The 21,607-nt window shown below is 48.0% G+C and carries 17 protein-coding genes; 6 read left to right on the top strand and 11 right to left on the bottom strand.

Annotated elements, in window-relative coordinates:
• Positions 1 to 9: 9 nt before the first annotated feature.
• On the bottom strand, positions 10 to 2,559 hold the full coding sequence (gene recD2, locus DESPODRAFT_RS09685; protein WP_004073218.1) for an SF1B family DNA helicase RecD2: 2,550 nt from the start codon (positions 2,557 to 2,559) through the stop codon (positions 10 to 12).
• A 160-nt stretch (positions 2,560 to 2,719) separates the two neighbouring features.
• Here recD2 and DESPODRAFT_RS09680 point away from each other — a divergent pair, with 160 nt between their 5' ends.
• The 3 genes from DESPODRAFT_RS09680 (at position 2,720) to DESPODRAFT_RS09670 (ending at position 6,207) form a co-directional block, all read left to right on the top strand.
• Positions 2,720 to 3,736 carry a carbonic anhydrase gene (locus tag DESPODRAFT_RS09680; RefSeq protein ID WP_004073216.1) on the top strand — a complete coding sequence of 339 codons (1,017 nt, stop codon included), beginning with the start codon at positions 2,720 to 2,722 and terminating at the stop codon, positions 3,734 to 3,736.
• A gap of 211 nt (positions 3,737 to 3,947) precedes the next feature.
• Complete coding sequence (locus DESPODRAFT_RS09675; RefSeq protein ID WP_004073213.1) at positions 3,948 to 5,792, top strand: hypothetical protein; 1,845 nt, start codon at positions 3,948 to 3,950, stop codon at positions 5,790 to 5,792.
• A gap of 76 nt (positions 5,793 to 5,868) precedes the next feature.
• The gene (locus DESPODRAFT_RS09670) at positions 5,869 to 6,207 is read left to right on the top strand and encodes a DUF6122 family protein (protein ID WP_004073211.1); all 339 of its coding nucleotides are present in this window, start codon (positions 5,869 to 5,871) and stop codon (positions 6,205 to 6,207) included.
• 45 nt (positions 6,208 to 6,252) lie between these two features.
• On the opposite strand, the gene DESPODRAFT_RS09665 is transcribed toward DESPODRAFT_RS09670, so the two are convergent.
• The 8 genes from DESPODRAFT_RS09665 to DESPODRAFT_RS09635 form a co-directional block, all read right to left on the bottom strand.
• Positions 6,253 to 6,921 (bottom strand): MBL fold metallo-hydrolase, encoded by a 669-nt coding sequence (locus DESPODRAFT_RS09665; RefSeq protein ID WP_245531884.1) that lies wholly within the window; start codon positions 6,919 to 6,921, stop codon positions 6,253 to 6,255.
• Positions 6,922 to 6,947: 26 nt separating this feature from the next.
• Positions 6,948 to 7,526, bottom strand: coding sequence for a 2-oxoacid:acceptor oxidoreductase family protein (locus DESPODRAFT_RS09660; RefSeq protein ID WP_004073207.1), 579 nt, complete (start codon positions 7,524 to 7,526; stop codon positions 6,948 to 6,950).
• Positions 7,523 to 8,839, bottom strand: coding sequence for a thiamine pyrophosphate-dependent enzyme (locus tag DESPODRAFT_RS09655; protein WP_052314687.1), 1,317 nt, complete (start codon positions 8,837 to 8,839; stop codon positions 7,523 to 7,525). The genes DESPODRAFT_RS09660 and DESPODRAFT_RS09655 overlap by 4 nt, the downstream gene beginning before the upstream one ends.
• A 320-nt stretch (positions 8,840 to 9,159) precedes the next feature.
• A complete protein-coding gene (locus tag DESPODRAFT_RS21055) occupies positions 9,160 to 10,014 on the bottom strand; it encodes an IS1380 family transposase (RefSeq protein ID WP_052314677.1) in 855 nt (284 codons plus the stop codon).
• Positions 9,999 to 10,520 carry a hypothetical protein gene (locus DESPODRAFT_RS21050; protein ID WP_052314674.1) on the bottom strand — a complete coding sequence of 174 codons (522 nt, stop codon included), beginning with the start codon at positions 10,518 to 10,520 and terminating at the stop codon, positions 9,999 to 10,001. Before DESPODRAFT_RS21050 ends, DESPODRAFT_RS21055 begins: the two co-directional genes overlap by 16 nt.
• Before the next feature lie 104 nt (positions 10,521 to 10,624).
• A complete protein-coding gene (locus tag DESPODRAFT_RS09645; RefSeq protein WP_040015927.1) occupies positions 10,625 to 11,101 on the bottom strand; it encodes a hypothetical protein in 477 nt (158 codons plus the stop codon).
• Positions 11,102 to 11,606: 505 nt separating this feature from the next.
• Complete coding sequence (locus DESPODRAFT_RS09640) at positions 11,607 to 15,320, bottom strand: pyruvate carboxylase (RefSeq protein ID WP_004073205.1); 3,714 nt, start codon at positions 15,318 to 15,320, stop codon at positions 11,607 to 11,609.
• A gap of 107 nt (positions 15,321 to 15,427) precedes the next feature.
• On the bottom strand, positions 15,428 to 16,324 hold the full coding sequence (locus DESPODRAFT_RS09635) for a biotin--[acetyl-CoA-carboxylase] ligase (RefSeq protein WP_004073203.1): 897 nt from the start codon (positions 16,322 to 16,324) through the stop codon (positions 15,428 to 15,430).
• Positions 16,325 to 16,744: 420 nt separating this feature from the next.
• On the opposite strand from DESPODRAFT_RS09635, the gene DESPODRAFT_RS09630 reads away from it, so the two are divergent.
• Both DESPODRAFT_RS09630 and DESPODRAFT_RS09625 read left to right on the top strand, forming a co-directional pair.
• On the top strand, positions 16,745 to 17,689 hold the full coding sequence (locus tag DESPODRAFT_RS09630) for a 2-hydroxyacid dehydrogenase (protein WP_004073201.1): 945 nt from the start codon (positions 16,745 to 16,747) through the stop codon (positions 17,687 to 17,689).
• A gap of 83 nt (positions 17,690 to 17,772) precedes the next feature.
• On the top strand, positions 17,773 to 18,507 hold the full coding sequence (locus DESPODRAFT_RS09625) for a 4Fe-4S double cluster binding domain-containing protein (protein ID WP_004073199.1): 735 nt from the start codon (positions 17,773 to 17,775) through the stop codon (positions 18,505 to 18,507).
• A gap of 122 nt (positions 18,508 to 18,629) precedes the next feature.
• Here DESPODRAFT_RS09625 and DESPODRAFT_RS09620 read toward each other — a convergent pair whose 3' ends face one another.
• A complete protein-coding gene (locus DESPODRAFT_RS09620; RefSeq protein WP_004073197.1) occupies positions 18,630 to 18,869 on the bottom strand; it encodes a YheU family protein in 240 nt (79 codons plus the stop codon).
• Positions 18,870 to 19,148: 279 nt separating this feature from the next.
• Here DESPODRAFT_RS09620 and purU point away from each other — a divergent pair, with 279 nt between their 5' ends.
• Positions 19,149 to 19,988, top strand: a complete 840-nt coding sequence (purU, locus tag DESPODRAFT_RS09615; protein ID WP_004073195.1) for a formyltetrahydrofolate deformylase — start codon at positions 19,149 to 19,151, stop codon at positions 19,986 to 19,988.
• A gap of 12 nt (positions 19,989 to 20,000) precedes the next feature.
• On the opposite strand, the gene hutH is transcribed toward purU, so the two are convergent.
• Positions 20,001 to 21,536 carry a histidine ammonia-lyase gene (gene hutH / locus DESPODRAFT_RS09610; RefSeq protein WP_004073194.1) on the bottom strand — a complete coding sequence of 512 codons (1,536 nt, stop codon included), beginning with the start codon at positions 21,534 to 21,536 and terminating at the stop codon, positions 20,001 to 20,003.
• Positions 21,537 to 21,607: the final 71 nt, after the last annotated feature.

Here is a 21,607-nt window from a genome sequence, read left to right as displayed (position 1 = left end):
CCGCATCGGCTATACGTTTACCTCTTTTGAGAGCAACGCCTGAAGCGCGGTCTGGCGGCGGCTGATATCCTGGTTTCCTACGGCCATGCCTAAAGCTCTTCGGGTCCCTACAAACACAGCCAGTTTTCTGGCACGGGTGATTCCCGTGTAAATCAAATTGCGGAAGAGCATTTTAAAATGCTGGGTCAATACCGGAATGATGACCACTTCAAATTCACTTCCCTGGGATTTATGGATGGTAATGGCATAAGCCAGGTCAAGTTCCATGATATCTGTCTGCTGGTAGTCCACCAGCCGGTTATCCGGTAGAAACCGGACCGTACAGCTAATATCCATGGTGTTGATCCGGTCAATGATGCCGATGTCTCCGTTAAATACCCCCAAATCATAGTTGTTCTTTCTATGGATCACCCGATCCCCGGTTCTGAATACCCGCCGGCCCACGGTGAGTTGGGCCTTACCCGCTCCCATGGGATTATGGATATCCTGGATTTCACGATTTAGAGAAAGGGTGCCGAGACTGCCCCGGGTCATGGGGGAAAGGATCTGGATTTCCGTATTTTTTCCCAGGTATTTGGGAATCCACTCCAGATATAATTTTTTCACCGCATCCAAAGCAGAAAGACCATAATGCAAAGAGGACCATGGGTGGACCTTTCCCACCACTTCCATAAGCTCTTCAACGCGATTTTCAGTGCCTGCCAGACGGACCAAATCCACATGGGCAAACTTCTTAGGTATGGCAATTTCAGTCTCCCAGGGTGAACACGACTCGGCAACCCTGAATTCATACAAATCGCCATGATCATTGTCCCGGGCATCACCCGGGGCCAAACCCTCTTGAACGCCACCGCTGTTTGATGTTTCCGGATCAACATCATTCATATACAAACGTTTAACCCTGCTGACAAAGGCAATCTGTTCTTTGGTGGCTTCATCGGAATCAATGAACAGGCAATCGGTGCCGTCCTGCCATATGGAGGGATACTTAAATGGGCTTTTTATCCATGGCATCCGGCCCCTGTTAATTTGGTGTGCAAATTTAATAATCATCGAAGACTGGGCCTGGCGAAACACCTGGGTAAGCCGGAAACAGGGCACTGCCTGTGAAGCAATAATATCCTTAAGCACATTTCCCGCCCCCACCGAAGGCAACTGGTCGCAGTCGCCGATAAATACCACCTGACTCAGCTTTGGCACGGCTTTGAGCAAGGAGGCGGTCAGATTGATATCCAGCATGGAGCACTCGTCCACCACCAGAAAGTCTGTCTTTATAGGGGAGCTTTCATTTCGTTTAAATCCCCCGGCTTTCCAGCCCAAAAGCCGGTGAATGGTTTTTGCCGGTTTTCCTATCACCTCGCTCATACGGTGGGCAGCCCGGCCCGTGGGCGCGGCCAGCATCACCTTCAGACCCATGGCCTCCAGCAGGCGGACCATCACCCGTGTGGCAGTGGTCTTACCGCATCCGGGCCCACCGGTGAAAACGGAAAACTGCTGCTGTACCACCCCCTTGACCGCTGCGGTCTGCTCAACCGAAAGCTGCATCTGACAGCGTTGACAGTACAGCGTCACCCACCGGTCGATCCGGGCCTGGTCAAAGGTCCGCCCAGCCCCTGGATCTGAAAGACGCTTTGCCACATACGCCTCGTCAAAATAAAGAGACCGGGCATAGTAACAGGCCACAGGCTGCCCGTTGCCATCAAGCAGATCCCTGCGCATCAGAAGCCGCTGGGCTTCCATCCCTGCCAGAAGGGTTTCAAGCTGCTGTGACAGATCAAGCTCTAGCAACTCTTTTACCTGTTCCTTAATCTGGGGAAACGTAAGATAACAGTGCCCGAACTCTCTGGCTGCGGAGAGTACGTGACGGATACCGGCGGTGATTCTTGGGGGACTGTCCGTTCCAAGGCCAATGCTTAAGGCCACCTTATCCGCAGTAAAAAAACCAATGCCGAAAAAATCAGACGCCAGGCGATAAGGGTCCTGGGTGATCCAGGCAATGGCATCCTGACCATATTCCTTATAAATACGAACGGAAAACAACGTGGAAATCCCGTGGGACTGCAGAAACATCATCACATCCCGTATGGCCCGGTGCTCCGCCCAGGCCGTTGAAATCATTTCAAGCTTTTTGTGGGCAATTCCAGGCACTTCCACAAGGCGATCAATATCGGATTCAAAGACATCCAGGGTCTGGTCCTTGAAATATCCCACGATTTTTTTTGCGGTTTTGGGCCCCACCCCCTTGATCAATCCGGAACCAAGATATTTTTCCAGGGCCGATGCCGTAGCAGGTTTTTGCTCGCTGGCATGCACGGCCTTGAACTGCCGGCCGAATTTCGGGTGTACCGTCCATTCTCCCTCAAATTCCATGGTTGCACCGGCAAATACTTTAGTCTGATGCACCACAACGGTTTCCCTGGTGCCCGGACGATCAAAGGGCAATACCTTGAGAATGGACCAGCCATTGTCCGGATTATGGAATGTGACCCGGTCCACGACACCCTTTAAGACCTCATTGATGTGACCGGTATCGGGTAAGGTATAAGTGATCTGGTTCATACCGGCTCACCATACAGGACGCGGCTGACCAAAACAACTTATTTTGATCATGAGCCTTTTATGAACGTCGGATCTGAAACAAAAAAGGTGAACAATCCGGATAAATGTGGTATTTGAAATTTTTGATTTAAACATAATAATGATTCTAAGGAGAAGGAAAATGAAAAAAACATCACTTCAGTTGCTCTTATGCCTGCTGCTGACATGCATGCTTGCATTTGCCGGCTGTTCAGGAGAATCGGAAAAACAAAAACCCAGCCCGGACGAAGCGCTTCAGATGCTGAAAGATGGAAATCAACGCTTTGTCAGTGAAAAATCCGAACATCCGCATCTGACCAAACAACGGATGATTCAGGCCGGCATGGAAGATCAGGCGGACCATGCGTATGCCACAATCCTCACTTGTTCTGATTCCCAGGTGCCTGTAGAAGCGATTTTTGATGCCGGGGTAATGGATATTTTTGTGATCCGTGTGGCCGGCAATGTATGTGATACGGATGAAGTCGGATCCATAGAATATGGCCTGGCGCATGTTCGCACACCGGTTATGGTCGTACTGGGCCATACACAATGCGGCGCAGTGACCGCCGTCACCCGGGCGATCAATGGACACGACCATGCTGTAGAAAAAAATATTCCGCCGCTGGTCGATAATATTGAACCTGCTGTCAGACAAACCATAGAAAAGTATCCCCAGGCAAAAGGTGATCAAATAATTCCCCTTGCCATTGAAGAAAATGTCTGGATCAGTATTCGGGACCTGTTCATGCAAAGTGCTGCCACACGCGAACTTGTCAAGGCCGGTAAAGCCAAAGTGGTGGGTGCCATCTATGATGTCAGCGACGGCAAGGTCTACTGGCTTGAGGATACTACAGTAGACAACATTTTAAATGAAGTGGAAGCTGACCCTGACCGCGCCATGGAAGCTATGGCAGAGAGCATTCTTACCCCGGATCTCCCAGCAATATCCCATGACGCAGCGCCTGAATCCCAGGAAGTTGCTCCTGAATCTGATGAGAAAGCGCCTGAAACTCAGGAGGTTGCACCTGAGTCCCATGACGCAGCACCTGAATCCCAGAAGGTTGCTCCTGAATCTGATGAGAAAGCGCCTGAAACTCAGGAGGTTGCACCTGAGTCCCATGACGCAACGCCTGAATCCCAGGGGGTTGCCCCTTAATCTGATGACGCAGCGCCTGAAACTCATGAAGTTGCACCTGAATCTCATGACGCAGCCCCTGAAACTCACGACAGCGAGCATGCCTAAATAACGACCATGTCCTGACGGACACAACAAACAATGAAAGATGTGCGTTGTGAGGAAAATAGCTTATATAGATCTCACTACTAACCACTCAAAACTCACATCTTTCATATAAAAAGTGTATTCCATGACCACGGCAACTGACAATTCTACCCGATCAGCAAAAAACATCTCACCGGCGGATGTACAAAAACAGAATCTGATTTCCCAATGGGCCTTTGACACCCGCCCCATATTAGGCCGATTTCATTTATGGCTGGAAGATGTGCGCATTCACTGGTACAGCGACACGTCCCAAAGAAAAATTAAACGCCGCCATATGGATACGGTCTCCTTCACTGACGGACGTACCGAAAAAATGCTGGCGATCACCGCTGCTGTCACGGCCCTGGGCACCCGACTGTTCGGCCGGTACGGGGAAGGAAAGGGGCTGCCCAAAACAGAGTTGAACCTGGTAAAAAAAGATGCCGATGCCATTTCCGCTTACGCCATGAGCGAAAGTCTGTGGTATCTGTCCCGCACCTTGCCGGAAAATCATGCCATCATGGTCTGTTTAGGCGAAGGGCTGATGCCCAAAGCCGGAGAAACAGCAGAGATGGGCGCCAATCCCCTGTTGGGATTCGGAAGGATCTATGCCCGGCCCCAGGTGGCCAAATTTCTTGAAGACCGGGTACTGCGGCTGATCAACGATCCTGAATATGCCTGGGAGAAATTTTCCCGGGATATCCAGAAGCGGGACATCACGGTGTGGGGTGCGGCCATTGACACCCTGGAAAACACCTCAAGGTTTGCCAAGGGAGAACCCACAGGCCCCATGAGTGTCTTTCACCTCTTTGACCAGCCTTTGATCATCAGTGACCAGTATGAGGGATATATGGGGTGCCTTGTACTCCCGGAACAGGTTGTGGAGAATGCAGCCTACAAATCCGTCCTGGTTAATTATTTTACCCCGCGTTATATGGTCATGGATGCCATTCAGGAGACCTTTAACGGCATTAAGGCCGAAAATGTTCATGTCTGGACCCTTACCGGAAACACCCGCCGGGAAAGAATTGAAAAAATCTGGGATCAGTGGCGGGATATCGGTGCACATCTTATTGATGAAAACTGGATTCTGCCCACAGGGATAGCGCCGTTCACCGATTCAGGTACCTATGCGCCGACCTTTGCGGTCAAGCCCTGGACCGATGACAAGGGTGACATTCACCTGCTGGTGGTGGACGGATATGCCGCTTCGGCCGAAGCCATGCAGGCGGCCAGTCTGTCCGGCATTCTGGGCCTGGATGTATCCCTTGCCGTACTCTCCTCAAAATTCAAGCTGCCCTATGACAAGGATGCAGCGGCCATGAAGCTTGATCCCCAAGACAACAATTTTGCCACAATACTTGAACAGGATCTGTTTGGAACCGATGTGCCCCCGGAAATGATTGAAATTTACCGAAACAGTATCGTGGAAGCTAAAAACGCCGGCATCCCATTAAAACCGCGCACCATCAATGCAAGCGATCTGATTGCCGCAAAAAAATGGCAGACCCTGGCCGTGTCGGGATATATGCTGCCGGATCCTTACAGCGGTGCCCAAGGCGTAAAACAGATCAGCGAGGACACCTGGGAAGTCACGGTTCGGGTCACTTCAGAGTTCGGGGACAAGGCCATCACCTTTGCCCTTCGCCTGTTAGAGCCCATACAGCAGAGCAAGCTGATTTTCTCGCCGCTGCTCAACCGGTTTTTCAAGGGAGAGGATTTCAGAACCCGGGCCGTTAAAATTTCAGACTCCGGCAGGATTCGCAACGAGCTTCAGACACTTTGCACCGAAGCCCTTGAATATTTTGGAGATAAGATGGTGCTACGCTTTGACAAAATTACGCCGACGACCATTTCCGCTGCCGAGCAGGAGATGCTCAAACAGATTCTGGCCTGGTACAAAGAAAACTATCCCATCTGGTTTGAGTGGCTTGAACTATCAGTATAGCTTGAACTATCAGTATAAAGGAAAGCCCAAACCAAATTTACTCCCCCTCTGATCAACATACAGGAGTAACGGCAAAATGCTGCGTGCTTTACAACAGATAACCCACTACAGTTTACATTTGGTTTTTCCAGGAGTGATTGCCTGGTTTTTTTTTAGAGAAGATTGGAAAAAGGCATGGTTAATAATGCTTGCAACGATGCTGGTAGATTTAGACCATTTAACGGCTGACCCGATATTCGATCCGGCAAGATGCAGTATAGGCTTCCATCCGTTACATTCTTACTATGCAATTTCTGTTTATTTTTTGCTCTTTTTCTTTTCCAGGGCAAAAACGATCAAAATATTGTCGTTTGGGTTACTTTTCCATATGCTCACGGATTATCAAGATTGTCTTTGGATGAGCTTAACAATGTAACTGCTTAGAGCCGGCAACATGAATAAAAATTTCATTGAACTGACATCATGGTTCATCCAAAATAAAATCGGTGATATATATATTAGTCTTCATCTCCTGTTCTAGGGTCGACCACCAAGGATCGCCGTTACGGTGGTGACCCGGAAAGATCAGTGTTTTTTTGTCAAGGGGCAGTATTTTAATCCTGATGGAATCAATCAGGCAAGGAAGATCTCCGCCGGGCAAATCGGTTCGTCCCGCCTCTCCCACAAAGATGGCATCCCCCGTAAAAAGATGGTCCTCGCACAGCAGACAGACCGAACCGGGAGTATGCCCGGGGGTATGGATAACGGCCAGTTCACAACAACCAAAGACAAGGGTATCGCCATCATTCATCCTGATATCTGCCGGATGGGGCGGCGGCAACCCAACCGACTGTTTTGTTTTGATCCTTACTTCGGGATCCTTAAAGAAATCATCATCCGCCCGGTGCAGGCAATAAGGTATCCTGGCCATTTCCTTGAATGCATCCATTGAAAAGAACTGATCCGCATGACCATGGGTCAACACGATTTTATCAGGGATGAGATTGTTTTTCCGGATAAAATCCGCAATTTCCTCAACCGTTCCGCCCGGATCAATAATGACCGCCTTCCTGGTTTTTTTGCAGACCAGAAAATAGGTATTAAGGTTATAGGGCCCAGTGATCCGTCGGATCATCTCTGTATGGCGCACTCTCTTCCGCTGTCCTTTGTGTTATTTTAGCGTGACATATATTCCTTAAACAGACGTTTATTTTCCTCCAGCACCCTGCCTGCCAGAAGGTCATCCAATGCATTGAAAAAATGATGGGGTTCGGTATAAGGGATCAGTTTTCTTCCGGCAATGGTACCCAAAAGAGCCATATTCTGCATCCGTGAATCCTTCAGACGGCCAATATCGACTTTTATCGGTATGACGCCGGTGGTTTGACATGCATCAAGGATATCTTCAAAGGAAATCTCTTGATTTTGACCGAGTCGCACCGGCAGCGGCTGCCAGGAGACATCCAGAAATACAAGTGTCCCCCCCTCTTTGCCGGCGGTTACCACTCCCCGCATGGCTTCATGAATCTCCATTCCCAGAACCAGGTCCGCACTCTTCTTCATGATCAAAGGAGAGTGAACCGCTTCCCCGCATCGGATCCGCGAGACCACCACCCCGCCTCTCTGTGCAAGCCCGTGAGTATCCACTGCAATGGCTTTAACACCGGCATAATCAATCGCGCGCAGCAACGTCTGACTGAGCAATCCGATTCCCTGGCCACCAACCCCGGTCATATAGATGTTAAAGGTTTTCATTTCTCCTCCTTGTCAAATCCGACCGCCTGTTCAGGACAGGAGGGACGGCAGGACCCATCCCCGATACACAGATCAAGATTAATGTCTATACGGCCGTCTTTATTCCGTATAAAGGTGGGGCAGCCGAACTGCCCGACACAATAATGGGTTCGGGTGCAGGCAGCCTGATCAATGGAAATGTGCTTCTGGACATACCCTGGTTTCTTCCTCTGGGCACGGGTCAATTTCAACATGCATGGATGACGGGCAATGACAACACTCAGGCCTTTGTGTGCCATGGATTGCCTGACCAGATCCGTGAGTCTTTCCTGGTTATATGTATCACACGACAGAACCTGTTCGATGCCGAGCCCGTTTAAAAGGGCCTCAATCGAAATTGATTTGCCGGCGTGATCCTGGTGTCCCGTCATGGCAGTTGTTTCGTTTTCCATTATGATCAGCGTCACATCATGCCGGTTGAACACGGCATTGATAATTCCGGGAAGTCCGGCGTGGAAAAAAGTGGAATCACCCAGAAACGCCACCACCCGTTTGCCGTTCTCCAGAGAGAGTCCTGATGCAATGCCAGTAGACGCCCCCATACACATTAAAATTTCGCCGATGTTATACGGCGGCATAAACCCCAGCGTGTGACACCCGATATCCGCCACAGTAATATCTGATGCAGACAACGCTTTCTTAATGGCAAAAAAAGCACTCCGGTGGCCGCAACCCGGACACATTTGCGCCGGCCTTGCCGGCACGTCAAACACCTCAGCATCTTCATATATCGGATCTAAAACCAAATCCGGCCAGACCGTCCCCAACTTTTTCAAGGTTTTATCCGGGGTGTATTCACCAATAAAATCGTCATCATCAACTTTACCGATGATGGAAGTACTTATCCCCTTGTCAAATGCCAGGGATTTGATCTGAAGCTCCAGTATATTGTCCAGTTCCTCAAGCACCAGCACCTGCTTGTGTGATGACAGAAAATCAATAAGAATCTCTTCGTCCAGGGGATTGATCATGCCCAGTTTTAAGATGTCCGGGCGCACTTGGGTTGTTTCAAGGACATCCAGAACAGACAGGTAGGTCAAGCCGGATGTGATGATTCCCAGGCCCTGGTTTCCATCGGAAGATAGAATGGTATTCAGGTTTTTGGTTCTCGCAAAACGTCGAGCCTGCTTTAATTTCTGGATCGCCGTAGCTTTCATCTCCAGTGCCGCGGATGTCAGGGGAATATACGGACCGTTGTCCGGATTGAAATCATTACGAAACAAAGGCGGCGGGTCGAATCTGTCGAATCCGACTTTTTCCCTGGCATGACACACATGGGTGGTCAGTCGCAGTACAGCGGCGGTATGTTCTTTTTTTACAAACTCGGCCGCATATTTATAACCTGGATTCCCGGCATAAAATTTGCTTAGCCAACCCTTGCGCTCTGATACATAAAAATCTGCTGAGGCTTGGCCTCTGCAAACCCTGACCCAAGATCATATTTGATGACTTATTGGCCAGCAATCTTAGCTAATCCATTTTTTTACTGAACTATACTTGATTACCCATGGTCAAATCACGCCAGATAGGCACAGTTCACCATTAGCGCTCTGCGCATAACTTCTCCATCCCGATTTTTTACCCAATAATGTGCTTATCCTGGAGAACAACGTAACCGGTACAATACGTTCTCAGCCAATTGGGCAAACGGGTTGATCTTACCAAATGAAATGCTCCACCGCCGACCACTATATATTAAACGGCCAGCCATATACATTAAATCCTGCATAACTGTTCTTAACCTCCTTCGTGAGACTTTTTTTCTACGGTTGATCGGAAGATTGTTCTCATCCTGCTCCTCAAGGCTAATTTGGCCTATGATTCTAAGAATGTTATACGCCAAAAGAGCAAGATGGAGAATCAGGCTGTTGCTGCTAAAACGGCAACTGGGGAAGCGTTCTAACCCAAGATCACTTTTGATTTCTGAATGAAATTGTTCACTGGTTCCATGATCATGGTATAAATTGATGACCTCTTGGGGGCTCAGCCCGGCGATGGTAACCCAATAGGTCTCGACTTCAATTGTGGGAAAAAGCAGGGGCTCCCCTTTTTCTTCATATCGTTCAGTCACTTTGAAGACAATCGGACGTGGCAATGCCCGCCCTTTTGGGTCAACAGTTGTTTGCCCGACCCACACACTTTTGTGTCCACAGCGAATCAATCTAACGCTTTCAGTATTCTGGGCCAGGATAAGCCAACCATCCAAAGATTCTTTACGTAAATTGCGCTTAACCAAGACATCAACACCTTCGCATGTTTTTATTACTTCAAAATTATCCTGACTGTCATTTCCTGAATCAAGACGGATAAGAAGAGGTTCCTGGGTAATCTGCCTGGTTAATTTTAATATTTCTTGAATGAATTCCGGGGTGTTTTTTTGACAATGCTGGCTGCCTTCTCTAAGCTCTACATTGATTAAGTATCCTTCAGTTCCTAAATATCCGAACATTGGTGCATAGCCATCACAGCCTTTGTATGTCCTGGAAACTCCCTCTTTTTCGTTTTTGAATTGTCAAAAGGGCTAACGTCCAGATCTAAGGGAATATAATTGCCGACACTCGTCTGAACCGGTGAAATGGCGGGTGCTTTGCCTCGAATCATTTCAACTGAAGCCTCCTTGATAAGTTCATTGGCAGATTCCCCGATCAGGTCAATGCGTTCACGCAATGTTGATTGAGAAGGACAATTGCTGATTCCCAGAGATTGTGTAAAGAAAAATGGATCCTGCCTGAAAATTTCAATAGCGATATAGTCTGGCTTACCAACACAAATAAGTCCCAACATGGACGAAAGGATCTCTCCATGAGAAATATTAGGATCAACACAATGTACATCCGGTAAATTTTTGAACCGCTGGGCAAAATTAATCGACTTAAGCAATGCACCTACAGGGAGCAATCCGCTTTGACTGACAAGGTTTTCATTTCCATGTTTTACATTGATAGTGGTCGGCATCGGTCTTCACCTCCGAAGTGAATGTTTTTTTAATGCCATTGTATTAATTTTATATTAAAATTTCAATATGTTATAATTAAAAAAGCAATCTTTATGCCGCTAACTCAGGTATAATATAAATAGGCCTCTTTCGGCGATGCCGGCTCAAAGACAGTCAGCCGGGCCATATGATAAACATTCCGGTTGTCCTGTTCATTTTGGGATGAATTCGCACCGGGATCATCGCCCACAACAATCACTAAACCGCCAATAATATTCATCAAACTGAACTGAACAACAGTGTCCAATGCGACATTCAACCCCACGCTTTTAAAAAAAACGCAACTTAAATTGCCGTTAACTGCCGCGCCGAAGGCCACTTCACTGGCCACCTTTTCATTGACGGAAAACTCAAAGTAAAATGGCCGTTTTTCTTCAGGGATACTGTTGATGGCCGCTGCGATCTCAGGTGTCGGCGATCCCGGATAGGAGGTCGCCACTTTTGTTCCGGTTTCCACCATCGCTCTGACGATCGCTTCATTGCCCATAAGAATTTCTTCAAACGGCTCATTGCCCATCAGGATGTCACCTAATTTTTTCATATCGCACTTCCTGTAGGAAAAAAGATTGAAGTTTAACCTAAAAGCTGCAACGCCGTTTTTAGAAACGTTTAAATTCAATTGATAATAAATTTAAACAAATACAATCAGTTGTCATCTGGCTTGCGCATTTCAGGTTCAGCGTAACCATATCATGGATCCGCTTAACCAGCAACAAGCTGTTGCTCCTGCGCGGTAATCGTATGAAAAATCATTGATTAAAAAATACCGGCAACTTCATTTGCCCTTGTGTACGGAACGATTCGAGACGGCGTTCTCTTTTGACCTTTCCCATAACTACCGGATTCCCTTTTCAGCCTTCACTTTTCTTCTCATCATAGCCGGCTTTTTGTGCTTGGTCGCAAAACCTCCCATGAGCAAGCCTGTTGAAATAGGATTGCCAGACTAAAAAAACGGGCCTCTCAATCGCTTTGGAAATAGCTCGGATTGAAAGGCCCGGGTTAAGTTTCCGCTATAAAAATTAAACGATATGAATAAATATATGCAGCTAAGCCTGTATATCCGTTTCGATACGGGCACCGATTTTGTGTCCGCATATCGGACAAAATTTCTGCTGATCCACGTTGATGGGACTTTTGCAGTTCGGGCAGGTATCCGATGCGGGTGAAAGTTCCACAAGGAGTTCACCGTTGACAACCGGGACCATCTTTTTGGTTTCCTGATAATTGGCTCTTTTCAGAACCCGTTTGACAATACCGTCAACCGGAGAGAGAACAGCTTTCTCCTGTTTCATGATCGAAATGTTGAAAATTTCTTGGCCTTTCTGGATAAAGTCTCCTTCATTGGCATACATCACCCACAGATCGCCGTTGCTCGGCGCCGCAATATGATAGATATTGCGGACATCGGCCATTTCAACGGATTCTGTTCCTCTGCCGGAGGCTTCACTGACTTTCACTTTATATATAAAAACTTCCGAATCGAAAAGGTAACGGACCACACAGTGTCCGGTCTCTTTCGGAGGGGAAATATCCAGAATGGTGATCTGATGGGGTTTGCCGCTGCTGTCCGTAAATTCCATTTCAGCACCGATTTCCATACCTTCAAACCAGACATCCACGGGAAGATTGTTCGGGTCGCTGAATTTTGCCGTAAACTCGAAGGTTTTCAGTGCATCCCCTGGATGGTTCAGATACAGAACAAATTCTTCATCCGTGGGTTCCCGGTGGATCAGATCCCTGAGCTTGTCACGTTCCACATCAAGATCAATATCTTCAAGCGTATTCAGCGGTGATTCCTCTGTCCGGCCGGCGATGGCCTCCTGATAATTCTCGCCGAATGCACTTTCATAAACCCAATCCGGCGGGAAACCGAGCGGCAGTTTACCGAAATTGCCCCGCAGCAGAGCCCGGAAAGCGTCATTGCTGTCGCGGTACAGTTCCAACCGTGCCGCCTTGCTCTCCCTGGACAGATCCTTTTCAGGGATGGTATTGACGGCTTTTAGGGTATCTATCAAACGCTGGACCGCTTCTTCACCGCCGCGCTGATAAGCTCCGGTAACTGCCAGGAATGCGGTATTCCATGTAATCTGAGAGCCCGGCGTCACATCATGATAACGGGTGACCTTGCGTGTTCCTTTCAGGAATTCCAGCATATGCGGCAGAAGATGGATATATCCCTGTTTCATGGCGCCTTCCTGGGAAGAAGAGGTCGCGCCGCCCGGCATGCCGTGTTCGACGACATCATAATCGATGCCTTTGAAATAGGGTGAACAGTAGCGGTCGTAGTAGGGCATGATCTGTTTGAGCATGAAGCCGCAGGAACGGATCATGTCTTTGTTCAGGTTGGTTTTCAGGCCGAGTTCATCTTCAATGTAGGCTGCTGTCGAAAGCACTTCACCCTGGCCATACCAGCGGACGGATGCACCGATTCCGGTGTCCACGATGTTGGCGCCGGCTTGGGCCGCCGCACCCACGGCCGGAACAAACAATCCGTCGGTATAATGACGATGATAATGAATGATAAGTTCAGGATATTTTTTGCGAATCGCGGCCACCAGCTCACGGATGAATCTGGGGGGGCAGACACCGGCCATGTCCTTGAGACACAGTATAATTGTACGGAGCGCTTTATTCATTGTCAGGCCGGAAACGCCCACGATCATCGACACGATTTCATCCGTCACCGACAGATAATGCTTTACGTCGAAGCCCTGTGCAAAGGAAAGAGAAATGGCCGGCTCAAAGATATTGGTTTGGGAAGCCATGGCCACTTCAGCAAAGGGACGCATATTTTCAATGTGATTTAAAAAATCAAAGCAACGAATCACATCATAATGTTCGCAGATCATTTCACCGGTCTTACGCATCAGATTACGAGGCTGCGGTTTGTATCCCAGTACATTGGTTGAGCGGATCAGAATCTGCTTGAGCGTCTGAGGAGCAAATTGATTCCACTCTGCGGCTTCGGTAAACGGGTAGGTCATGTTGGCCAGCATGGCGACATGGAAATGGGCACCGCCGCCGTTTTCCAAAGAGAAGAAACCGCATCTATCCAGATACGGACCGACCAGTCTGTCCTCGGCCAGACGGAAGCGATTTCCACTGTTGGACTGGGTCACATCACGGGTCGTTGTATCCGTAAAATGAATATAACCGCTGTCCCGAACAAAATCCAGAATAGCCTGGCGGTCTCCACGGGGATACGGGTAGACAAAATTGTTGTTCACTTCAGGGGGTGGGACCGGTTTGAAAGGTCCGACCCGTTTGTCATCCCGTCCACGATATTCGCCTAGCTGGACAAACTCATTATATCCCTTGGCCGAAATTTCAGCCACCAGACGTGAAAGCCTTACGGTCTCGGGTGCCTGATAAACATATTTCATCAGTTCCGGTGTTTTTTCAATGAATTTGGTATCATAAACGCCTGAATTGAAAACCGGGTCTTCGAGAACCTGAAGATGAAACGGGATGGTCGTCTTCACGCCGCCGATATGATACTCACGCAAAGCGCGCCGCATTACCTTGACGCATTTGTTCCAGCTGCGGCCGAAAGAGATCAGCAGGGTCGCGGCCGAGTCATACTGGGATGGAAATTCGTATCCTGAACTGATACAGGTATTGAGCCGGACACCCGTACCGCCCGGTGGTGCGTGCCGCGTTATCAGACCCGCATTGGGTGAAAAATTATTCTGGGGATCTTCACAGTTGATTCTGACCTGCATGGCATGCTGGTACGGTTTGGTATCCTCTTCGTTGAAACTGAGCGTCGAACCAAAGGCAATAGCGATCTGTTCAGCCACAAGATCCACACCGTAACGGCATTCCGTAATCCCGTGTTCAACCTGAAGCCGGGTGTTAACCTCAATGAGATAGGGTGTTCCATCCATATCCACCAGGAATTCGACCGTTGCCAGAGAATGATAATTCACATGCTTGACCAGCTTGACCGCATACTCTTTGAGTTTGGAGCGAAGTTCATCGGTCATGCCCGGCCAGGGGGAAGGGGTAATTTCGACCAGTTTCTGATGATTTCTCTGAATCGTGCAGTCCCTTTCATCAAAAGCAAAAACATTGCCGTGCTGATCGGCGGCAACTTGAATTTCAATATGACGCACGTTGATCAGCAGTCTTTCCATGAACAGTTTGGGATTGCCGAAAGAGGCCTGGGCAAATGCCGAGGCCTTGATAAAAGCGGATTCAAGTTCTTTTTCGGAATATACTTCGTAGATTCCCCGGCCGCCACCGCCGCCTTCAGCTTTCAGCATGACCGGATAACCGATTTTTTGGGCAAAGAGACGTGCCTCTTCCAGCGTAACGGCACCTTCCGTACCCGGAACGACCGGAACATCCAGTTCAATGGCCAGTTTACGGACGGCAACTTTGTTGCCGAGAAGCCGCATGGCATCATGGGGTGGGCCGATAAAGTGAATACCGGCTTTTTCACATTTCAGAGGAAAAGCTTCATCCTCCGCAGCAAAGCCCCAACCGGGGTGAATGCCAATAACTCCGCGTTTTTTGGCTTTTTCAATAATAAGATCAATATCAAGATAAGAGGTAGGATATTCTCCTAACAGCATCAGTTCCTGAGCACTGCGGGTAGAGGGGGAGGTTTTATCGATATCGGTTGCAGTCATAATTGAGATGGCTTCCATCTCAGAAATTGAACGGCAGAGCCGGCGGGCAGGAATACCCCGGTTTGCGACGAGGATGGGTTTGCCCTTATTTTCAGCCAGAACCTGTTCAAGGGTTTTTGGTTTCATAATTTTTTAACTTTTCCTAACATATGGATGTGTTTTGGTTAAGAGTTGCATATCCCAAAAAATATAATTCATTAAACTCCGTGACAAAAGATCAATTTTGCATAAAGTTATTCAACCGTTAAAATTCTTCCGGAATAAATGACCTCCGTTTGGGTATTTCTTTTTATCAGCAGTCCGCCATTTTCAGCAACACCGATAATGATTGCCGAGCAAATCTCCTCTTCATTTTTCAAAATATGGACGTGCTTGCCGCGCCATGCCAGACCGCTATTAACGAGGTGTATGAATTCGGATGCATGGATCTGGTTGATCAACATCCGGAAACAATGGATGCCCGAGTCCACCAGGTGAGACCAGACCTTCAGAGGAGAGAGATCAAACCCTTCTGCAGACAGACCGGTCGCCGGCATGAATATCTTGGTGCCGGCTGTCTGCAGAGACGGGGCCGAAGCCATATTGATACCGATGCCCGCAATAATCTTCCTGTCGCGCTGTTCAATTAGAATACCACCGATTTTCCGATTTTTATATAGAAGATCGTTCGGCCATTTTATCTGGACATCTATACCCAGCAATTCAAGACCACGGACAACAATATAAGCGGCGACAAGGGGCAATAAATTTTCCTGATACGAATTGGAAATATTACTGCCGGACAATTCGGGCCACACCCAGGATGCATAAAGATTTCCAACGGGGGAAACCCAGTTTCGCCTGAACTGTCCTCTGCCGGCTGTCTGCTCGGTGACGATGACCGAATCCCAGGTATGGATTTCCCGGCGGTTCAAAAGTTCCCAGGCCAGATTCATGCTCGAACTGTACTGATCCCAGATCAGAACCCTCGGCGCACGTCTCGTTGACTCAGCGGACGGATACCAGACTGCAGGGGAAAAGTCCTGCCGGTCTATCTGTTCCCATGGACCCAACACTGCGATCTCTTTCATCCACAATCGATGCCGCTTTGCAATTTGCTCAGGAGGCATCATCAAGACAGGAAGCGTCATATAAGCAGAAACCGCGCTAAAACCTGACAATTCTATTTTTTATGTTTTTGATTTCAGCCATTAAGAGCTCCTGTATTATCACGCCTACTTTATAATAAAGTCTTGAAGATTAACCTTACCAGCATATGAGATCAAGAAAAGAATTAAACAGGAAGAAACATTTTATTTGCCCCTTACTGCGCTTTTCTATGGTGGACATGTAAGAGCACAAACTTTTAGTAACAAATGACCAACTCGACAATATTCCAAGACTTGCCACCTGTTTGGAAATCCATTACATTTAACCCATTTTTAAGAACATGTGCCCCGCCCGACGCACATAAAAAGGGGCAAGGAATGCGTTACGCGCTGCGCCATGCACCCCTGACCCATAACGTTAGGTGGTTTTACTGACATTTAAAAAAAGGATTGATCAGAAATATGAATATTCTTTTTGCCGCATATGAAAATTCGTGGGGAGGTTTTTTCGATATAATCCGCTCAGAGTTACCCCATCACTGCTTTGAGGCAACCGGCAAATTTCAGATTGACAGCCTGAAGGGTATTGATGTCTTAATTCCGACAATGTCCCCTGTGACTGAAAAGATACTGGACAGTGCTGACCGACTGAAACTGATACAGCAATGCGGCTCGGGGCTTGAAGCGGTTGATATAGAAGCTGCCGAAAAAAGAAATATACGGGTCTGCAATGTTCCCACAGATATCTCAGGTAATGCTGACTCGGTTGCGGAATTGGGAATATATATGATGATCGGATTGTCCAGAAACGTTCCTGTGATGGCGAACAATATGGCAAACAGGAAAATGGGTGAACCGCAGGGAATTTCCCTGCAGGGTAAAACAGCCGGAATTATCGGTCTCGGCGGTATCGGAAAGGCTCTGATCCGAAGATTGAAAACATTTGATATGAGAATAATTGGCATAAAGCGGAATAACACTGAACGCGCAAAAAAGGAACTGGATCTGGAATGGGTCGGTGCGCCCGAAGAAATCGGCAGATTGTTAAAAGAATCCGATTATGTGATCCTGACCCTGCCTCTGACAGGAGAAAGCAGGAACATAATTGATAGCGATGCGATCTCATATATGAAAGAAGGGGCTTTTATCATAAACCTTTCCAGAGGCGGGGTAATAAATAAGGAAGCACTTGAGAACTCGCTTGCGACAGGAAAAATTGCCGGGGCGGGTCTGGATGTGTTCTGGGAAGAACCCCCTGATCCTGATGACGGTATATTCAAATATAATGTCATGTCCACCCCTCATATCGGGGGGTCGACGGATGTTTCAATGAACGGCATTGTGAAGGTGGTATCACAAAATATCCGCAGACTGGAAAAAAACCAGATGCCGCTTTATTCAAAATAGTTTAGAATATAATAATAACAATTGGATAGAGCTGGTCTATCAGCACCCAGGCTTAACCCGCAACAAAAAAAGAAATGAATACGATGAAATCCCAAATAGGTAAAACCGAGTTCATTGACCAAATCCAAGATTGGGGTGCGAGCATTGTCCGTATAGCTGACACCTTCACGTTGGCAGGTATTGACACATACCCTGAAGATCTATTAGAAAATTATTCACGAGCAGTGAGTATTGCAATACGTCTTTCCGATTCAGTCATAGATGGGATTGACATGCAACCTACGCCTCTTTATTCATCACATTATAGTCGGATAAATGCACTGCTTGATGACATTGCCATACGTACAACAAATCTATTACAACTAAATGGTGCTCAGGCAGTCCCCATCCCCGCAAGCCAGATACTCGATTCAGAAAAATGGTTCTCATATATATCACACAAAGCTGTAGCAATAGCGGCAGGTATCGGTTGGCAGGGCAAAAGCCTTTTAATTGTCAACCCGGATTTTGGACCAAGAATCAGGTTGACGACCGTTCTTACGAATGCTGATTTTCAGCCTGATTCACCAATTAAAAATAGATGCGGAAAATGTAATCAATGCAAGGAACATTGTCCTGCCGGAGCTATCCTTGGTGTAAATACCGACAGTCACTATTCCACCCGATCAGAGGCGATAAATCTTGAAAAATGCGTCCATCAAGTACGGGATGTTTTTGGTCAACTTCCCAATATCGCGCCTCTTATCTGCGGCATATGCATTAAAGTTTGTCCATGGGGTCATAAAACAAAGAAAACCAATTCGGTCAGCCGGATTTAATTTTTTGTATAAACAGTAAAATGAACCAGCGACAACAATCCAAACCGCGAGCGTCACCGTATCAAGAACAGAGGAGACCGAGGAGAAAAAATCAGCACAGCCAGCAATCACCCAGCAAAAGCTCATCCAAGTGTCTTAACCAAAGGATCATCAATTCTTAAAATAGTGCAGGATTCAGTTTCCTGGTCAAAAACAATAACGGCCTTGCCGGACCGGAATTGGGCCAAAACTTGGGCAATTTTTGTTTCTACCGGGATCTCAACCTCACCATAATCCGTGCCGTCTCGGGTTACAAACTCTTCAAGGACACCATGCAAAGCTCCTGGGCTCAACTGGTCATAGGGGATTTTAACAGCTTTCAATTTTCAGATTTCCAATCTTTCAGCGTTGCTATTTTTTGTGGGTCGGTATTCTTTTGATTTGATATCCCAATGCGTATTTGAATTACGCCCTATTTAGACTTTCATTGGAGTAAATACCAAAAATGCCTGTGGCCTTTTTGGTATTTGTGAACAAGTAACAATTGCTAATGCCGAAATCAATGGGGGTTCAAAAATATTTGCTCTTGTCGTCAGGAGAAGTGTCTACTATAAAGACTTCGACCAAATATTTTTGAACAGAAAAGAGGAGGGTGGATTTTCTTGTACATACTTTGCCTGAATTGCAATGACCGTCCGGGAATTGTTGCGGCGGTTGCCAACGCTTTGTGTGATTCAAACTGTAATATTGAAGAATCTTCACAATTTTACGATCCATATTCCAACCAGTTTTTTATGCGCGTTATGTTTTCTGCCGTAACTGAAGGGGCGCAGGAAAAGTTTAGAGCCATGTTTGAGGCTGTGGCCAAGGAATTCGGCATGAACTGGTATATGAGAGAAATGGATGAGCCCGTCAAGACGCTTGTTCTGGTGTCGAAGGATGACCATTGTCTGAACGATATTATCTATCGCTGGAGGACAAAGCACCTTAACATTGAAATCGTTGGCATAGTCTCAAATCATGAGGTAAACCGTGCGCTTTCCGAGTACTTCGGGCTTAAGTTTTATTATGTCCCCACGCAGGGGGGGGATAAAGACGCCGTTGATGAGCAGCATTTCAGGATTATCGAGAAAACGGATGCAGAGCTCATTGTGCTTGCCCGCTATATGCAGATCCTTTCCGAAAATATGTGCGAGAGATATGCCGGGCGGCTGATCAATATTCACCACTCATTCCTGCCGGGCTTCAAAGGCGCAAAGCCCTACCATCAGGCGTATGAGCGAGGTGTGAAGCTTATCGGAGCGACCGCGCATTTTGTTACAAGAAATCTTGATGAAGGGCCGATTATAGAACAAGACGTCATGCGTATCGATCACCGGGATTGCCCGAAAAAGCTGCAAATCCGGGGGCAGGACACGGAGGCCAGAGTGCTGGCCCGCGCTATTGAAATGTACGCCGAAAGACGGATATTCCTGCACGGGAATAGAACGGTTATTTTGTAATTGGTGTACTATCTAGTAGAGTCTGCCTACGGCATTCTCCACAGCCTTAACAATCCGGCCGCTGTGCAAAAGCTTTCGAACAGCGGCAATATCTGCTGACAAAAATCGGTCCTTTGTCATGCAGGTCACCTTGCTGCGGATGGTTTGATATGCAGCCATGGTGCCTTTGCCGGCTTTAAGATTGGTGAACATATCAATGGCCTGGGCTCCGCATAAAAGCTCAATGGCAATAACCTGCTCAGTATTTTCCACGATATCCCGACATTTGCGCGCCGCAATGGCGCCCATGGAGACATGATCCTCCTTGTTGGCGGAGGTGGGAATGGAGTCCACACAAGCCGGGTGTGCAAGAATCTTATTCTCAGAGACCAGGGAGGCCGCCACATACTGAGCAATCATGAATCCGGAATTGAGCCCCGTGTCCTTAACCAAAAAGGCAGGCAGGCCCGAGAGCTGCGGATTGACCAGGCGCTCAACCCGGCGTTCGGAGATATTGGCAAGCTCTGCAATGGCAATGCCTAAAAAATCACAGGCCAGGGCCAACGGCTGGCCGTGGAAGTTACCCCCGGAAAGGAACTCGCCGGATTCCGGAAAAATCAGCGGATTTTCTGTAGAGGAGTTCATCTCCACCCGGATCACCCGTTCCACATAACCGAACGCATCCCAGGATGCCCCATGGACCTGGGGGGAACACCTCAGGGTATAGGCATCCTGGACCCTTGAACAGTCGCTGTGGGAAGATATGATTTCGGAATTCTGGGTGATTTTCATCATATCGGAGGCAGCTTTCATCTGTCCTAAATGGGGCCGGGCATTATGAATTCTGGGATCAAAGGCGGTTCGTGTGCCCATCAGGGTTTCAAGACTCATGGAAGCGGCAATGTCAGCATGTTTGCAAAGATTTAATGCATCATGAAGGGCAAGGCAGCCCAAAGCAAGCATGAACTGGGTACCGTTGATCAGGGCAAGCCCTTCCCCTGCATCAAGTTCCAGAGGTTCAATATTTTTTGCCGCCAGGGCTTGTGCCCCGGGCATGCGCACCCCGTCCACAAAGGCTTCTCCTTCGCCGATCAGCACCAGGGAGAGATGGGCCATGGGCACAAGATCGCCGCTGGCCCCCACCGACCCTTTTTCAGGCACCACAGGAATAATACCGGCATTGAGGAGATGGGCAAGGGTTTGAATGGTTTCAAGACGCAGCCCGGAATTTCCCCTGCAGAAATCATTGATCCGCAAGGCCATCATGGCCCTGACCACATCATCCGCCATGCAGTTGCCCACACCTGCCGCATGGGATAAAAGAATATTGCGCTGCAAGGTTTTTGTATCCTCAAATGAGATGGTAACATCGGACAACGCCCCGAATCCCGTGGTCACACCATAAATGCGCGTGCCCTTTTTTACCCAATGCTCCACCAGGTTCCGTGCTTTTTTAATCCGGGCTTCGGAATTTACGGACACCGCAACGGCTCTGCCGTTACGGGCAATATCAACCAATTGGCCAAGGGTAAAATTCTGCCCATTGAGCTGAACAGGACCATTCGTCATTTCTTATTCCCTTATATTTATCAACGAGCCCCTTCCTGAATCACAGAATCAGGAGGGGGCGTTGACTAATT

Origin of the sequence: Desulfobacter postgatei 2ac9 (assembly GCF_000233695.2) — a bacterium.
GTDB lineage: Bacteria > Desulfobacterota > Desulfobacteria > Desulfobacterales > Desulfobacteraceae > Desulfobacter > Desulfobacter postgatei.
The sequence above is the reverse complement of the archived record's forward strand: the minus strand, read 5'-3'. Positions and strand labels throughout refer to the sequence as shown.

Bases quoted from the DNA above. Each gene is read 5' to 3' on its own strand.
- DESPODRAFT_RS09630 (WP_004073201.1), top strand. From the start codon at position 16,745: ATGAATATTCTTTTTGCCGCATATGAAAATTCGTGGGGAGGTTTTTTC.
- DESPODRAFT_RS21050 (WP_052314674.1), bottom strand. From the start codon at position 10,520: ATGCCGACCACTATCAATGTAAAACATGGAAATGAAAACCTTGTCAGT.
- hutH (WP_004073194.1), bottom strand. From the start codon at position 21,536: ATGACGAATGGTCCTGTTCAGCTCAATGGGCAGAATTTTACCCTTGGC.
- DESPODRAFT_RS09680 (WP_004073216.1), top strand. From the start codon at position 2,720: ATGAAAAAAACATCACTTCAGTTGCTCTTATGCCTGCTGCTGACATGC.
- DESPODRAFT_RS09640 (WP_004073205.1), bottom strand. From the start codon at position 15,320: ATGAAACCAAAAACCCTTGAACAGGTTCTGGCTGAAAATAAGGGCAAA.
- DESPODRAFT_RS21055 (WP_052314677.1), bottom strand. From the start codon at position 10,014: ATGTTCGGATATTTAGGAACTGAAGGATACTTAATCAATGTAGAGCTT.
- recD2 (WP_004073218.1), bottom strand. From the start codon at position 2,559: ATGAACCAGATCACTTATACCTTACCCGATACCGGTCACATCAATGAG.
- DESPODRAFT_RS09675 (WP_004073213.1), top strand. From the start codon at position 3,948: ATGACCACGGCAACTGACAATTCTACCCGATCAGCAAAAAACATCTCA.
- DESPODRAFT_RS09625 (WP_004073199.1), top strand. From the start codon at position 17,773: ATGAAATCCCAAATAGGTAAAACCGAGTTCATTGACCAAATCCAAGAT.
- DESPODRAFT_RS09660 (WP_004073207.1), bottom strand. From the start codon at position 7,526: ATGAAAACCTTTAACATCTATATGACCGGGGTTGGTGGCCAGGGAATC.
- DESPODRAFT_RS09645 (WP_040015927.1), bottom strand. From the start codon at position 11,101: ATGAAAAAATTAGGTGACATCCTGATGGGCAATGAGCCGTTTGAAGAA.
- DESPODRAFT_RS09670 (WP_004073211.1), top strand. From the start codon at position 5,869: ATGCTGCGTGCTTTACAACAGATAACCCACTACAGTTTACATTTGGTT.
- DESPODRAFT_RS09635 (WP_004073203.1), bottom strand. From the start codon at position 16,324: ATGACGCTTCCTGTCTTGATGATGCCTCCTGAGCAAATTGCAAAGCGG.